At 69.8% G+C, this 14558-nt stretch carries 13 protein-coding genes; 3 read left to right on the forward strand and 10 right to left on the reverse strand.

Going from position 1 to position 14558, the window contains the following annotated elements; genetic code table 11:
* Window positions 1-24: 24 nt before the first annotated feature.
* The 4 genes from prcB to arc all read right to left on the reverse strand — a co-directional run bounded on the left by prcB (window position 25) and on the right by arc (window position 4858).
* On the reverse strand, window positions 25-864 hold the full coding sequence (prcB, locus tag ACIO92_RS23545) for a proteasome subunit beta (RefSeq protein ID WP_366442355.1): 840 nt from the start codon (window positions 862-864) through the stop codon (window positions 25-27).
* 163 nt (window positions 865-1027) lie between these two features.
* Window positions 1028-1240, reverse strand: a complete 213-nt coding sequence (locus ACIO92_RS23550) for a ubiquitin-like protein Pup (protein ID WP_366442530.1) — start codon at window positions 1238-1240, stop codon at window positions 1028-1030.
* A gap of 158 nt (window positions 1241-1398) precedes the next feature.
* Complete coding sequence (dop, locus tag ACIO92_RS23555) at window positions 1399-2910, reverse strand: depupylase/deamidase Dop (protein WP_366442354.1); 1512 nt, start codon at window positions 2908-2910, stop codon at window positions 1399-1401.
* Between the two features lie 181 nt (window positions 2911-3091).
* Window positions 3092-4858 (reverse strand): proteasome ATPase, encoded by a 1767-nt coding sequence (arc, locus tag ACIO92_RS23560; RefSeq protein WP_366442353.1) that lies wholly within the window; start codon window positions 4856-4858, stop codon window positions 3092-3094.
* 253 nt (window positions 4859-5111) lie between these two features.
* Here arc and ACIO92_RS23565 point away from each other — a divergent pair, with 253 nt between their 5' ends.
* A complete protein-coding gene (locus ACIO92_RS23565; protein WP_402282489.1) occupies window positions 5112-5423 on the forward strand; it encodes a ferredoxin in 312 nt (103 codons plus the stop codon).
* A gap of 3 nt (window positions 5424-5426) precedes the next feature.
* Here the strand turns inward: ACIO92_RS23565 and ACIO92_RS23570 are convergent, their stop codons facing one another.
* The 3 genes from ACIO92_RS23570 to ACIO92_RS23580 all read right to left on the reverse strand — a co-directional run bounded on the left by ACIO92_RS23570 (window position 5427) and on the right by ACIO92_RS23580 (window position 8354).
* A complete protein-coding gene (locus tag ACIO92_RS23570; RefSeq protein WP_366442529.1) occupies window positions 5427-6044 on the reverse strand; it encodes a hypothetical protein in 618 nt (205 codons plus the stop codon).
* Between the two features lie 195 nt (window positions 6045-6239).
* Complete coding sequence (locus ACIO92_RS23575; RefSeq protein ID WP_351792286.1) at window positions 6240-7127, reverse strand: tRNA (adenine-N1)-methyltransferase; 888 nt, start codon at window positions 7125-7127, stop codon at window positions 6240-6242.
* 18 nt (window positions 7128-7145) lie between these two features.
* Window positions 7146-8354, reverse strand: a complete 1209-nt coding sequence (locus ACIO92_RS23580) for a site-2 protease family protein (protein WP_366442528.1) — start codon at window positions 8352-8354, stop codon at window positions 7146-7148.
* 104 nt (window positions 8355-8458) lie between these two features.
* On the opposite strand from ACIO92_RS23580, the gene ACIO92_RS23585 reads away from it, so the two are divergent.
* Window positions 8459-9361 carry a PD-(D/E)XK nuclease family protein gene (locus tag ACIO92_RS23585; protein WP_366442350.1) on the forward strand — a complete coding sequence of 301 codons (903 nt, stop codon included), beginning with the start codon at window positions 8459-8461 and terminating at the stop codon, window positions 9359-9361.
* Window positions 9362-9404: 43 nt separating this feature from the next.
* Window positions 9405-10082 carry a response regulator transcription factor gene (locus ACIO92_RS23590; RefSeq protein ID WP_073915076.1) on the forward strand — a complete coding sequence of 226 codons (678 nt, stop codon included), beginning with the start codon at window positions 9405-9407 and terminating at the stop codon, window positions 10080-10082.
* An 89-nt stretch (window positions 10083-10171) separates the two neighbouring features.
* Here the strand turns inward: ACIO92_RS23590 and ACIO92_RS23595 are convergent, their stop codons facing one another.
* The 3 genes from ACIO92_RS23595 to ACIO92_RS23605 all read right to left on the reverse strand — a co-directional run.
* Entirely contained in the window at window positions 10172-11761 is a 1590-nt protein-coding gene (locus ACIO92_RS23595) for an ABC transporter substrate-binding protein (protein ID WP_366442349.1), read from the reverse strand.
* A gap of 482 nt (window positions 11762-12243) precedes the next feature.
* Entirely contained in the window at window positions 12244-12942 is a 699-nt protein-coding gene (locus ACIO92_RS23600) for an HAD family phosphatase (protein WP_366442348.1), read from the reverse strand.
* 426 nt (window positions 12943-13368) lie between these two features.
* Window positions 13369-14558, reverse strand: a 1190-nt coding sequence (locus ACIO92_RS23605) for a vitamin B12 dependent-methionine synthase activation domain-containing protein (RefSeq protein WP_401237674.1), incomplete at its 5' end; no start/stop codon positions are given.

Consider the following 14558-nt stretch of genomic DNA (forward strand, 5'->3'; position numbering starts at 1 on the left):
GGGCTGCTGTCGGGCGGCGGGTGGTCAGAGCAGGGCGGCGCGCGGCCCGTCGGGCTGCTCCAGGCGCCGCTCGGTGACCGACCGGGCCAGTGCCGAGGACTCCGGCTCGGTGAGCCTGCGGTAGCCGTCCTCCGTGATGACCGTGACGATGGGGAAGATCCCGCGCGCGAGATCGGGACCGCCGGTCGCCGAGTCGTCGTCCGCCGCGTCGTAGAGCGCCTGCACGACCAGGGTGGTGGCCTGCTCCGCGGTCAGTTCGGGGCGGTAGAGCTTCTTCATCGACCCGCGAGCGAAGATCGAGCCGGAACCGGTCGCGGCGTACCCGTGCTCCTCGGAACGGCCGCCGGTGACGTCGTAGGAGAAGATCCGGCCCTTCTCCTTCACCTCGTCCCAGCCCGCGAAGAGCGGGACGACGGCGAGCCCCTGCATGGCCATGCCCAGATTGCCCCGGATCATGGTGGAGAGACGGTTCGCCTTGCCCTCCAGGGAGAGCGTGACGCCCTCCACCTTCTCGAAGTGCTCCAGCTCCAGCTGGAACAGCTTGACCATCTCCACGGCGAGACCGGCGGTGCCGGCGATGCCGACGGCGGAGAACTCGTCGGCCGGGAACACCTTCTCGATGTCCCGCTGCGCGATCATGTTGCCCATGGTGGCCCGGCGGTCACCGGCGAGCACCACACCACCGGCGAACGTGGCGGCCACGATGGTCGTCCCGTGCGGGGCCTCGACGATCCCCTCCGGGAGCTTCCTGCCGCCCGGCAGCGACTGCGGCGAGTGGTCCGCCAGAAAATCGATGAACGAGGACGAGCCCGGCGTCAGGAAGGCCGCCGGCAGACGCCCGGTGCTACGAGGGTTGGCTTCCACGCGATTCCTTCCGGGTGGGAGAGTCGGCCCGCCGTGGGAGTGCGCCGGCCGATCTTGATTGCTGTGCACGGACATTACCCGTGCCACCGCTTGTCATCCGTCCCCGGAGCCACGGCTTTCACCGGGGCTCCGGGGACGGAGGACCACAAGGCGCGTGGAGCGGCTACTCGCCGCCCTTCTGCACGAAGCTCCGGACGAAGTCCTCGGCGTTCTCCTCGAGGACGTCGTCGATCTCGTCCAGTACGGAGTCCACGTCGTCGCTGAGCTTCTCCTGGCGCTCCTGGAGGTCGGAGCTCACCTCCGTGGTGGTCTCCTCGACCTCCTCCGTGGAACGCGTCGCCTTCTGCTGTCCGCCGCCGGTGTCCTTGGTCGCCATATCCCTCACCCCGCTCGAATCGGCCCGCTCGGTCGAGTCCTTCAAGATCAGACCCTATAGGGCGGGTCCGACATCGGCCCCGCAGTTTCCACAACGTCCGGGCACTGCTTCCATGATTCCCAGCAGCGGGTCCTTTCAGGCCCGATTCCGGCTCCCGATCATCCGCCCGACAGCACGCGGACCAGTTCCTCAGCGGTCCGGCAGCGGTCCAGGAGCGATTTCACATGGGCCTTGGTGCCGCGCAGCGGCTCCAGGGTCGGCACGCGCTGGAGCGAGTCCCGGCCGGGCAGGTCGAAGATCACCGAGTCCCAGGAGGCCGCGGCGACGTCGTCGGCGTACTGCGCCAGGCAGCGGCCCCGGAAGTAGGCCCTGGTGTCCTCCGGAGGCGCCGTCTCGGCCCGCTCCACCTCGGTCTCGTCCAGGAGGCGCTTCATCCGCCCCCGGGCCGCCAGACGGTTGTACAGGCCCTTCTCGGGACGCACGTCCGCGTACTGGAGGTCGACCAGATGCAGCCGGGCCGCGTCCCAGTCCAGGCCGTCCCGGCGCCGGTAGCCCTCCATGAGCTCCCGCTTGGCGATCCAGTCCAGCTCGCCCGCCAGGCTCATCGGGTCGTTCTCCAGCCGGTTGAGCGTGTCCTCCCAGCGGGTCAGGACGTCCTTGGTCTGCTCGTCGGCGTCCGAGCCGTACCGCTCGTCCACGTACTTCCTGGCCAGCTCGAAGTACTCCATCTGGAGCTGTACGGCGGTGAGCGTCCGGCCGCTGCGGAGCGTGACCAGGTACTGGAGCGTCGGATCGTGCGACACCTGGTGGAGGGTGCGTACGGGCTGGTCGACGGCGAGGTCCACGGTGATGAACCCGTCCTCGATCATCGACAGGACCAGCGCGGTGGTGCCGAGCTTCAGGTACGTCGAGATCTCCGAGAGGTTCGCGTCGCCGATGATCACGTGCAGGCGGCGGTACCTCTCCGCGTCGGCGTGCGGCTCGTCCCGGGTGTTGATGATGGGCCGCTTCAGGGTGGTCTCCAGACCCACCTCGACCTCGAAGTAGTCGGCGCGCTGGCTGATCTGGAAGCCGTCCTCCCGGCCGTCCTGGCCGATGCCGACCCGGCCCGCGCCGGTCACCACCTGACGGGAGACGAAGAACGGCGTGAGGTGGCGCACGATGTCCGAGAAGGGGGTCTCCCGCTTCATCAGGTAGTTCTCGTGCGTGCCGTACGAGGCGCCCTTGTTGTCGGTGTTGTTCTTGTAGAGGTGGATCGGCTGGGCGCCGGGGAGCTGCGCGGCGCGCTCGGCGGCCTCGGCCATGATCCGCTCGCCCGCCTTGTCCCAGAGGACGGCGTCGCGCGGGTTGGTGACCTCGGGCGAGCTGTACTCGGGGTGGGCGTGGTCGACGTAGAGCCGGGCCCCGTTGGTGAGGATCACATTGGCCAGACCGATGTCCTCGTCGGTGAGCTGGCTGGAGTCGGCCACCTCGCGGGCGAGGTCGAAGCCGCGGGCGTCCCGCAGCGGGTTCTCCTCCTCGAAGTCCCAGCGGGCGCGCCGCGCCCGGTGCATCGCCGCCGCGTAGGCGTTGACGATCTGGGACGAGGTGAGCATGGCATTGGCGTTCGGGTGTCCCGGGACGGAGATCCCGTACTCCGTCTCGATGCCCATCACTCGCCGTACGGTCATGCGGCCCTCCTTGCCCGGCGGCGCTCACTGTGCGCGACTCGGCTTTACCGAAGAGCCTAGAACGGCTCCGCGCCTGTGTGGAGATCACTTGCGGTGTTTTCCGGACCGGCGGGAATTGCCGGAGGGGAAATGCGACGGCTGCGGATGCCCGGTTTCCGGACATCCGCAGCCGGTGGGCGTTCTACAGGTACTGGCCGGTATTGGCCACCGTGTCGATGGAGCGTCCGGTGTCCGCGCCCTGCTTTCCGGTGACGAGAGTGCGGATGTACACGATCCGCTCTCCCTTCTTTCCGGAGATCCGGGCCCAGTCGTCGGGGTTGGTGGTGTTGGGCAGGTCCTCGTTCTCCTTGAACTCGTCCACGCACGCCTGGAGGAGGTGGGAGACCCGGATGCCCTTCTGGTTGTGGTCGAGGAAGGCCTTGATGGCCATCTTCTTGGCCCGGTCGACGATGTTCTGGATCATCGCGCCGGAGTTGAAGTCCTTGAAGTACAGGACTTCCTTGTCGCCGTTGGCGTACGTGACTTCGAGGAAGCGGTTCTCCTCGGATTCCGCGTACATCTGCTCGACGACGGACTGGATCATTCCGTGGGCGGCGGCCGCCTTCGAGCCGCTGTGCTCGGAGATGTCGTCCGGGTGGAGCGGCAGGGAGGCGGTCAGGTATTTGGCGAAGATGTCCTTCGCCGCCTCCGCGTCCGGACGCTCGATCTTGATCTTGACGTCGAGACGGCCGGGCCGCAGGATCGCGGGGTCGATCATGTCCTCGCGGTTGGAGGCGCCGATGACGATGACGTTCTCCAGGCCCTCCACGCCGTCGATCTCGGCGAGCAGCTGCGGGACGATGGTGTTCTCCACGTCCGAGCTGACGCCGGAGCCACGGGTCCGGAAGAGCGATTCCATCTCGTCGAAGAAGACGATGACGGGGGTGCCCTCGCTCGCCTTCTCCCGGGCACGCTGGAAGACGAGGCGGATGTGCCGCTCGGTCTCACCGACGTACTTGTTGAGGAGCTCGGGTCCCTTGATGTTGAGGAAGTACGACTTCCCCGCGGGCTGTCCGGTCACCTCGGCGACCTTCTTGGCCAGGGAGTTGGCCACGGCCTTCGCGATCAGCGTCTTGCCGCAGCCGGGCGGCCCGTAGAGCAGGATGCCCTTGGGCGGCCGCAGTTCGTGCTCCTTGAAGAGGTCCGGGTGGAGGTAGGGCAGCTCGACCGCGTCGCGGATCAGCTCGATCTGGTTGCCCAGACCGCCGATCTTCTCGTAGTCGACGTCCGGGACCTCTTCCAGGACGAGCTCTTCGACCTCGCTCTTGGGGACCACCTCGTAGACGTAGCCGGACCTGGAGTCGAGCAGCAGGGCGTCGCCGGGGCGGATGGTGACGTCCAGCAGAGGCTCGGCGAGCCTCACCACCCGCTCCTCGTCGGTGTGCCCGACCACCAGGGCCCGCTCGCCGTCCTCAAGGACTTCCTTGAGGGTGACGATGTCCCCGGCGCGCTCGAACTGCATGGCCTCGACCACGTTGAGCGCCTCGTTGAGCATGACTTCCTGGCCGCGCCTGAGCTCATCGAGCTCGATGCTCGGGCTGACGTTCACCCGGAGCTTGCGGCCCCCGGTGAAGATGTCGCACGTGCCGTCCTCGTTGGCCTGCAGGAAGACACCGAAGCCGGCCGGCGGCTGCGCGAGCCGGTCGACCTCCTCCTTGAGGGCCACGATCTGGTCGCGGGCCTCACGAAGCGTGTTCGCGAGTCGTTCGTTCTGCGCGGACACGCCGGCCAGATTCGTCTGCAGCTCGACGATCCGCTCTTCGAGAATCCTCGTATGACGCGGAGAGTCGGCGAGCTTGCGGCGCAGGACGGCGATTTCCTGCTCGAGATAGGCAACCTGGCCGGCGGGGTCCTCAGACCCCCGCCCCGGCCGGATGCCGCGGTTGATGTCGTCGTCGTGGGCTGCCACGGTCCTCACCTCCTCCAAGGGGAGCTGGACGCTTCCTGACCCTACCTGCGTGGGTGGTGATTGAAACCCCTAGATCAAAAAGACTCCGGGGAGTGTCCGATCTTCACCCTTGCGCTTCCCCTCTCGCCAGGGGAATACCCACCCTTCGCGGCTTGAAAGCGGGCGGTTGTATCGTCGTCCTGGGCCAACACCCTTCCGGGTCGGCCCGACTTACCCGCGAGAAGCAGAACGTGAAGCAGAAACGGCAGGAGATATGACCGTGCAGCACGAGGTTCCGTCCACGGGCGCCGAGGAGGCGCTGGAGGTCTGGATCGACCAGGACCTGTGCACCGGGGACGGGATCTGCGCGCAGTACGCTCCCGAGGTCTTCGAACTGGACATCGACGGGCTCGCTTATGTGAAGAGCGCCGACGACGAACTGCTCCAGGACGTGGGTGCCACCACCCCGGTGCCGCTGACCCTGCTCCAGGACGTGGTGGACTCCGCGAAGGAGTGTCCCGGCGACTGCATCCATGTGCGCCGGGTCACGGACCGGGTCGAGGTGTACGGCCCCGACGCGGAGTGAGGGTCAGGCGCCGTACGCGTCGGCCGGTCCGGAGCGTATGAAGGCGCCGCCCTTCCAGCGCCAGCTGACCTGCTCCTTCTCGTCGGGGCAGCAGCTGGGGACGTCGAGGGACGAGTATCCGAGCAGGGTGGCGAGGACCGCCCCGTCGCGTACCGCGAGCCGGGCGACGCTCTTGTGCAGTTCGGGCGCGACGAGCGTGGCCACCACGCGCGCGGGTGCTCCCGTCCCCTTTCCCCGGGTGAGGACGTAGACGCCGCTCGGCGGGGTGCCGGAGCCCGCTTCGCAGTGCACGACCGCAACGGTCTCGGGGTCGCCGTCCCCGTCGAGGTCCCCGGAAGCCTGCCGGGCGACGGTGTGCGGGGCGCCCCGGCACTCCAGCGGGTAGGAGACTCCGGCGGCCTGGGGCGCGGGCGCCGGGCGCGGGGCCGCGGGGGCCGCGCCCGCTCCGGCGGAGTCGGGCTGGAGCAGTCCGGCGAGGGCGACGACCGCGGCGGTCACGGTCGCGGTGGCCAGCCAGTGGGCCGGCCGGGCGCGGGTGTGGGCGAGGTCCGCGAGGTCCGGGGCGGCGGAGGGCTGCACGCGAGACGTCTCCTGTAAGGGGTGTGCGGCGGTTTCCGGCATCGTGCCATACGTCACAGGGGGACGGAACATCCGGGGGTGGGGCCCGGCGGGGACGGTTTCCCGCTCGGCGGGGACCGTTCCCCCCTCGGCGGCAGGGACCGTTCCCCGCGGGGGCGCGGAACGTGAGGACGCCGCCGCCGGGTCTCCGCGCGCGGGGCGGGGACTCGACGGCGGCGTGCCGTGGATGTCGGGACGTCAGCCCTTGTTGGGGCCCTCGTAGTCCTCGCCGTAGGCGCCCTTGGCGGGGCGGCGGCGGCGCATCGGGGGCTCGACCCCGTCCGCGAGGCGACGGGCGGTGACGAGGAAGCCGGTGTGGCCGATCATGCGGTGATCGGGGCGGACGGCCAGGCCCTCGACGTGCCAGTTGCGGATCATGGATTCCCAGGGCTGCGGCTCGGCGTAGCAGCCGAACTCGCGGATGGACTCCACGGTGCGGGCGAGCTGGGTGGTGGTCGCCACGTAGCAGCAGAGGATGCCGCCGGGGACGAGCGCCTTGGAGACGGCCTCCAGGCACTCCCAGGGAGCGAGCATGTCCAGGATGACGCGGTCGACCTCGGTGTCGGACAGATTGTCCTGGAGGTCGCCGACGGTCAGCTGCCACGCGGGGTGCGGGCCGCCGAAGTAGCGCTCGACGTTGCCCTTCGCGATCTCGGCGAAGTCCTCGCGGCGCTCGTAGGAGTGCAGCATTCCACTGTCTCCGATGGCGCGGAGCAGGAAGCTGCTGAGCGATCCGGAGCCCACGCCCGCCTCGACGACGCGCGCGCCGGGGAAGATGTCGGCGAAGGCGAGGATCTGTCCCGCGTCCTTCGGATAGACCACGGCGGCGCCGCGGGGCATGGACAGGACGTAGTCGGGGAGCAGGGGGCGCAGCGCGAGGTAGGCGACGTTTCCCGTGGTACGGACAACACTGCCCTCGGGAGCACCGATCAGCTCGTCGTGGGGGAAGGAACCCTTGTGGGTGTGGAAGTTCTTCCCGGCCTCGAGCGTGAACGTGTAGTGGCGTCCCTTGGGGTCGGTGAGCTGGACCTGGTCCCCGACCTTGAAGGGGCCGCGACGGCGGGCGGCACCGGTCGGTTCAGACATTCGACCAGAGTACCGGTGTTAGGAGGAGGGTCGCGCCATGGCCTGCACGAAGGCCCGCTCGACGTCGGTGGTGGAGAGGACTCCGTAGATCTCGCCGGTCTCCTCGACGACGAGGTATTCGGTGGCGGGGCTGGCGCGGAGGTGGTCGAGGAGGGGCTGGCCGGTGAGTTCGGCGGGGACCCTCATGCCGTCGGCGAGGTCCTGGGTGAGGGTGCTGACGGCGACCCAGGGGCGGCGGTGCTCGGGGACGGCGGCGATGGCGGTCTCGCGGACGATGCCGGTGGGGTCGCCGTGGCCGTCGACGACGACGAGGGCGCGGGCGCCGGACTCGTTGGCGCGGCGGAGGGCCTCGGAGAGCGGGGTGGCGGGTTCGACGGGGATGGCGCGGCGGGTGAGGCTGCGGGCGCGGAGCTCGGGGAGGTGTTCGCGCAGCCGGGCCATGCGGAGGCTGTTGCCCGCGCCGGTCCAGATGATCGCGGCGAGGATCGCGGCGAGCAGGGCGTCGGTGACGGTCTCGAAGCCGCCGATGTCGGCGGTGGAGTTGCCGAGGAGGCCGGTGCGGGTGAGCAGCGGCAGCCCGATGAGGACGAGGACGGCGAGGGCGCGGCCGACCCAGGCGGCGGCGACGGTGCCGGTCATGGCGTTGCCGGTGATCTTCCAGATGACGGCGCGGAGCATCCGGCCGCCGTCCAGGGGCAGGCCGGGGAGCAGGTTGAAGACCGCGACGATCAGGTTGGAGATCATCAGTCCGGCGACGAGGACGCCGGGGACGGTGCCGGGCTCGACGGCGTAGAGGGAGAGGTAGAACACACCGGCGAGGACGAGGGAGAGGAGGGGGCCGACGAAGGCGAGGACGAACTCGCGGCCGGGGGTCTCGGTCTCCTTCTCGATCTCGGAGACGCCGCCGAAGAACTGGAGCTGGATGCGGCGCACGGGGAGCTTGAAGCGGAGCGCGGCGACGGTGTGGGCGAGTTCGTGGACGAGCACGGAGGCGTAGAAGGCGACGGCGAAGAAGAGGGAGACGAGGTAGCGCGCGGCGCCGAGTTCGGGCAGGACGCGCTGGATCTGGTCGCCGAACACCCAGGTGATGAGGGCGGCGACGAGGAACCAGCTGGGGGCGACGTAGACGGGCACGCCGAAGGGGCGGCCCATGAGGATGCCTCCGCCGGGCTCTCCGGTCCGCTGCGGCTTGGGCTCGTCCTGGTTCACGGGTTCCTTTCGTCGCATGGTGTGACCACGTCGGTGCGTCACGGTTCGATCATGCAGTGCCACGGGGTCCCAGGTCGATGGTATGCCGCCGGTTGTCGGTGGCGGGTCGTAGGGTCTTCGTCATGAGTACGAGCGAGCAGGTGACCCCGGAGCCCCGGGCACCCATGTCGTTGTCGCCGTCGCGGGCGAGCGATTTCATGCAGTGTCCGCTGCTGTACCGGTTCCGGGTGATCGACCGGCTGCCGGAGAGGCCCAGCGAGGCGGCGACCCGGGGGACGCTGGTGCACGCCGTGCTGGAGCGGCTCTTCGACGATCCGGCGGTGGACCGGACGGCGCCGAGGGCTCGGGCGATGGTGCCGGGGCAGTGGGACCGGCTCCTGGAGGCCAGGCCCGAGCTGGGCGAGCTGTTCGCGGAGGATCTGGGCGGGACGCGGCTCGCGGAGTGGCTGGGTGAGGCGGAGCGGCTGGTCGAGCGGTGGTTCACGCTGGAGGACCCGACGCGTCTCGAGCCCGCCGAGCGCGAGCTGTTCGTGGAGACGGAGCTGGATTCGGGGCTGCGGCTGCGCGGGGTGATCGACCGGATCGACGTGGCGCCCTCGGGTGAGGTGCGGATCGTCGACTACAAGACGGGGAAGGCGCCCCGGCCGGAGTACCGGGACGGCGCGCTGTTCCAGATGACGTTCTACGCGCTGGTGGTGTGGCGGCTTCGGGGGGTGATCCCGCGCCGGTTGCAGCTGGTGTACCTGGGCAGTGGCGAGGTGCTCACGTACGACCCGGTGGAGGCGGATCTGCGTCGGGTGGAGCGGAAGGTGCTGGCGCTGTGGGAGGCGATCTCCTCGGCGACGGAGTCGGGTGACTGGCGGGCGCGTCCGACGAAGCTGTGCGGCTGGTGCGATCACCGGGCGGTGTGTCCGGAGTTCGGTGGGACTCCCCCGGTCTATCCGTTGAAGATCGTTTCTGCGCGCCCGGCGGAGTCGGGCGAATCGGGGCAGGGCAGAATGGACCCGGCCCCGCCGGTGGTGTAGCGCCCCGGCGTCCTTGTGAGCAGAGTCCCCTGAAGGAGCCCTTGTGACGATCCGCGTCCTCTTGGTCGACGATCAGCCGCTGCTGCGCACCGGCTTCCGGATGATTCTGGAGGCGGAGCAGGACATCGCGGTGGTGGGTGAGGCCGGGGACGGTCTCCAGGCGCAGGACCAGGTGCGGGCGCTCCAGCCGGACGTGGTGCTCATGGACATCCGGATGCCCCGGATGGACGGGGTGGAGGCGACCCGGCAGATCACCGGTCCGGGGCGGGACGGTCCGGCGAAGGTGCTGGTCCTGACGACCTTCGACCTGGACGAGTACGTGGTGGAGGCGCTGCGGGCGGGGGCGAGCGGTTTCCTCCTGAAGGACGCTCCGGCGAACGAGCTGGTGCAGGCGATCCGGGTGGTGGCGGCGGGTGAGGCGATGCTGGCGCCGTCGATCACGCGTCGGCTCCTGGACAAGTACTCGGCGCATCTGCCGACGGGCGAGGAGCAGGTCCCGGACACGCTGAACACCTTGACGGACCGTGAGGTGGAGGTCCTGAAGCTGGTGGCGCGGGGCTTGTCGAACGCGGAGATCGCGGCGGATCTGTTCGTCAGCGAGACGACGGTGAAGACGCACGTGGGCCATGTGCTGACGAAGCTGGGGCTGCGGGACCGGGTGCAGGCGGCGGTGTACGCGTACGAGAGCGGTCTGGTGCGGCCCGGCGCGAACGGCCAGTAGCGGGTGGTGGCGGAGGGGGGTCCGGCGGGTGCCGGACCCCCCTTCGTCGTACCGGCCGCGGACCGGGTGGGGCGCCCTGTCGGACCGGGTCAGACGGTGCCGCGGCCGAGCTCCCAGAGCAGCAGGTCGGAGGAGGTGCTGAGGGAGTACTCGACTCCGTTGAGGTCGTCGCGGGCGGCGACGTACTGCTTGCCCTGCCAGAGCGGCAGGACGGGGACGTCCTCGGCGACGATCTTCTGGATCCGCTGGTAGACCGCGGTCGCGGCGGGGCGGTCGGCCTCGCGGCGCGAGCGCGGGATGAGCTGGTCGCGGACGACCTTGTTGACGTACGGGGTGTTGAGGAAGTTGTCGTGGCCGAGGAACGGGGCGATGTAGTTGTCCGGGTCCGGGTAGTCCGGGAACCAGCCGAGGCCGTAGACGGCGTAGTCGCCGCGCTTCTGGGCGGGGCGGAAGGTGGACCACTCGGTGCCCTTGACGGTGGCGTCGAAGAGTTCGCTGGCGACGAGCTGCTTCCTGAGCGTCTGGAACTCCTGGGCGGTCTCGGCGCCGTAGTGGTCGGTGGTGTAGTTCAGGGTGATCTTCACCGGGGTCTTCACGTCCGCGTCCTTGAGGATCTCGGCGGCGCGGTCGCGGTCGGGCTCGCCGTACTTGTCGTAGAAGGGGGTGGCGTGGCCGGTGATGCTGGAGGGGATCAGCGAGTAGAGCGGTTCGGCGGTGGGGCCGTAGACCAGGTTGACGAGGGCGCCCCGGTCGATGACGGCGGCCATGGCCTGGCGGACGGCCTTCTCCTGGACGGAGGGGGCCTTGGTGTTGAAGCCGAGGTAGCGGATCTCCAGGCTGGGGACCTCGACCATCTCGATGCCTTCCCGGGGCTTCTCGGTGAGGTCCTTGATCTGCTGCTGGGAGAGGGAGCGGGCCATCATGTCGATGCCCTTGCTCTCCAGGGCCTTGCCCATGGCGCCCGCGTCGGTGAAGGAGCGCAGTTCGACCTTGTCGTTGCGCGGGGTGATGTCGCCCTTGTAGGCGGGGTTCCTGGTGAAGACGAAGCGGGTGGCCTTCCCGCCGTCGCGCTCGGCCTTCACGGTGTACGGGCCGGAGCCGTCGACGTCGAAGCCCTCGCGGAGCTTGCCCTCGGCGTACTTGTCCTTGCTGAGGATGCCCGCGACCGGGGTGGAGAGCTTGTACGGGAAGGTGGCGTCGGGCGCCTTGAGGTGGAAGACGACCTGGTCGGAGCCCTGGGTCTCGACGGTGTCGATGTTCGAGAGGAGGGCGGCCGTGCCGTTGTCCGACTTGATCTTCAGGACGCGGTCGACGGAGAACTTCACGTCCTCGGCGGTGAGGGGCGTGCCGTCGGCGAAGGTGAGGCCGGGGCGGAGCTTGCAGCGGTAGCTCTCGCTGGCCCTGTCGGAGAATCCGCAGCTCTCGGCGGCCTCGGGGACGGGCTCGCCGCCGCCGCGGGGCACGTGCAGCAGGGTCTGGACGGTCTGGCGCAGGATGTTCCAGGCGCCGGTGTCGTAGGCGAAGGCCGGGTCGAGCGGGGCGGGCGAGTTCTCCGTGGCGATGAACTGGTCCGTGGTGCCGACGACGATCGCGCCCTGTTCCTCCGTGCCGCCGCAGGCGGTGAGGAGGGGGACGAGCATTCCGGCCACGGCCGGCAGCACCAGGGTCTTGCGGTTCATCAGGGACGGTCTCCTCATCCGGCACGGGGTGCGGCGGTCGGGCTTCGCCGGGGGTCGCCCGGTCGGGGCGGGAGCGATCGGCTCGGTGTCACGATCGGTCCTGCGCGCAGGGCGGCTCGGGTGTGCGCCGGTGCGCGCGGTGATGCGGCGAAGTACTCGCGAAAGATTAGTGGGCGGCGTCGCCATTTCCGTACGGGGAGCGGTTCGGGGCCTGACGGAGGGGTAATCGCAGAGTGATGATGAATGCGTGGGATTCGATAGTCATGCGTCGACGGATGCGGACAGCAGTGATCGAATCGGGACACATGAGGGCACCGATATCGGGGTGTTCCGGGTACCGGACAGGAAGGAGGCCATCCACCGACGGGCACTCTGGGTGACCAAGGTCACCCGGGTGGCTTTTCGGCGAATGGCCTGTTCGCTTTCCCCGACGGAAAAGGCATTCCTCCGGGATGGCTCAGGAAATCCTCGGACTCCGGTGATCAGATCCTGGTGATCAATGTGCGCAGGAACGGCACGTCGACCTCTTCGAGGGAGCGGACGACGACCCGGCCGGGAGAGGAGGCGATCGGGGCGACGGAGGGCACCGCCACGACCCGGCAGCCCGCCGCCTCGGCCGCCGCCACACCGGTCGCGGTGTCCTCCACGACGGCGCAGAGCGCCGGGTCCGCGCCCACTCCCCTGGCGGCCGTCAGATACGGCTCGGGGTGCGGCTTGGTCCGGGTGACCTCGTCCCCGGCAACGGTGAGCGTGAAGCGGTCGTGGCCGAGGGAGTGCAGGACCCGGTCGATGATCCGCCGGTGCGAGGCGGAGACCAGGGCGGTCGGGATGGAGTGCCGGGCCAGCTCGGCGAGCAGCCGCTCGGCGCCGGGCATCAGCGGGACACCCCCTGTGATGCGCTGCTCGAACTTCTCGTTGAGCAGGACCGTCAGCTCGTCGAGGGTGATGTCGGCGCCGGTGGACTCGATGAGGTAGCCCGCGCTGCGGGTCATCGGACCGCCGACGACGATGTCCCGCCAGGCCTCGTCCAGCCGGTGCCCGAGGTCGGCGAAGACCTCGACCTCCGCGTCCCACCAGAAGCCCTCGGTGTCGACGAGGGTCCCGTCCATGTCGAGGAAGACCGCCTGCAGGGCGGAGCTGCCGTCGGTACGGACAAGGGAAGCGGGGACCGTACTGGTCATCCGGCACACCTCCATGGGGGGCGAGAAGGCCGGCCCCTCTTCCCCGGTACGGGGAGGGGGACCGGCCTGCACTGGACCGACCAGTGTACGTCCGGATCACCGAAGGCGCGCGGATTTGATTCCGGCCGGGACCGGCGGTCACCGTCCGGCCGGTACGGGCGGTCACCGTCCGGCCGGTACGGGCGGGTCCGTCCGGCCGGTATCCGTACGTCCGGCCGGGGTCGGTGGACGTGCCCGCGGCCGGGTTCGGCGCGCGGACGCACGTCCCGTGCCGGTACGTACGCACCCGGCCGGATCCGGCGCGTGTACGTCCGGCCCGGGATCGGCGTACGTACACCTGGCCCGGCCCCGGATCGGCCCACGTACGCCCGTCCGGAGTCGGCGCGCGTGCCTCCGTCGGAGTCCGCGCGCCCCCTCGACCCCCTGTCAGCGGGCGTTGAAGTACTTCGCCTCGGGGTGGTGGATGACGATGGCGTCGGTGGACTGCTCCGGGTGGAGCTGGAACTCCTCCGAGAGGTGCACGCCGATCCGCTCGGGACGGAGCAGCTCCGCGATCTTCGCGCGGTCCTCCAGGTCGGGGCAGGCGCCGTAGCCGAGGGAGAAGCGGGCGCCCCGGTACTTCAGGTCGAACATGTCCCGGACGTCGGCCGGGTCCTCGCCCGCGAAGCCCAGCTCGGCGCGGACGCGCGCGTGCCAGTACTCGGCGAGGGCCTCGGCCAGCTGCACGGAGAGGCCGTGGAGTTCGAGGTAGTCGCGGTAGGAGTCGGAGGCGAAGAGCTCGGCGGTGGCCCCGCCGATCCTCGATCCGACGGTGACGACCTGGAGGCCGACGACATCGGTCTCGCCGGACTCCTCCGGGCGGAAGAAGTCCGCGAGGCAGAGGCGGCGGCCCCGGCGCTGGCGGGGGAAGGTGAAGCGGGTCCGCTCGTTGCCCGCCTCGTCCAGGAGGATCAGGTCGTCGCCCTTGGAGACACAGGGGAAGTACCCGTGGACGACGGCCGCTTCCAGGAGGTTCTCCGTGTGCAGGCGCTCCAGCCAGCCGCGCAGCCGGGGGCGACCCTCCGTCTCGACCAGTTCCTCGTAGCTGGGGCCGTCACCGGCCCGGTTCTGCTTGAGGCCCCACTGCCCCTTGAAGAGGGCGGCCTCGTCGAGCCAGGAGGCGTAGTCCTTCAGCGGGATGCCCTTGACGACCCGGGTGCCCCAGAACGGCGGGGTGGGCACGGGATTGTCGACGGAGACGTCCGAGCGGCCGCCGGGCTCGGGCTCGGCGACCTGGAGGACGGCCGTGTCCCGCTTGGCGACCCGGCGCGGCTTGAGTTCCGGGAGTACCGCGCCGGGGACACCGCGCTTGACGGCGATCAGGGCGTCCATGAGGCGCAGGCCCTCGAAGGCGTCACGGGCGTAGCGGACCTCGCCCTGGTAGATCTCGTGGAGGTCCTGTTCGACGTAGGCGCGGGTGAGGGCGGCGCCGCCGAGGATCACCGGGTACCGGGCGGCCAGCTCGCGCTGGTTCAGTTCCTGCAGGTTCTCCTTCATGATGACGGTGGATTTGACCAGGAGGCCGGACATTCCGATGACGTCGGCGCGGTGTTCCTCGGCGGCTTCGAGGATCGCGG

The organism is Streptomyces sp. NPDC087215 (genome assembly GCF_044744885.1).
Classification (GTDB): Bacteria; Actinomycetota; Actinomycetes; order Streptomycetales; family Streptomycetaceae; genus Streptomyces.

Bases quoted from the DNA above. Each gene is read 5' to 3' on its own strand.
- ACIO92_RS23550 (WP_366442530.1), bottom strand. From the start codon at position 1,240: ATGGCGACCAAGGACACCGGCGGCGGACAGCAGAAGGCGACGCGTTCC.
- dop (WP_366442354.1), bottom strand. From the start codon at position 2,910: ATGACCGTACGGCGAGTGATGGGCATCGAGACGGAGTACGGGATCTCC.
- ACIO92_RS23565 (WP_402282489.1), top strand. From the start codon at position 5,112: ATGACCGTGCAGCACGAGGTTCCGTCCACGGGCGCCGAGGAGGCGCTG.
- ACIO92_RS23570 (WP_366442529.1), bottom strand. From the start codon at position 6,044: ATGCCGGAAACCGCCGCACACCCCTTACAGGAGACGTCTCGCGTGCAG.
- ACIO92_RS23575 (WP_351792286.1), bottom strand. From the start codon at position 7,127: ATGTCTGAACCGACCGGTGCCGCCCGCCGTCGCGGCCCCTTCAAGGTC.
- ACIO92_RS23580 (WP_366442528.1), bottom strand. From the start codon at position 8,354: ATGCGACGAAAGGAACCCGTGAACCAGGACGAGCCCAAGCCGCAGCGG.
- ACIO92_RS23585 (WP_366442350.1), top strand. From the start codon at position 8,459: ATGAGTACGAGCGAGCAGGTGACCCCGGAGCCCCGGGCACCCATGTCG.
- ACIO92_RS23595 (WP_366442349.1), bottom strand. From the start codon at position 11,761: ATGAACCGCAAGACCCTGGTGCTGCCGGCCGTGGCCGGAATGCTCGTC.
- ACIO92_RS23600 (WP_366442348.1), bottom strand. From the start codon at position 12,942: ATGACCAGTACGGTCCCCGCTTCCCTTGTCCGTACCGACGGCAGCTCC.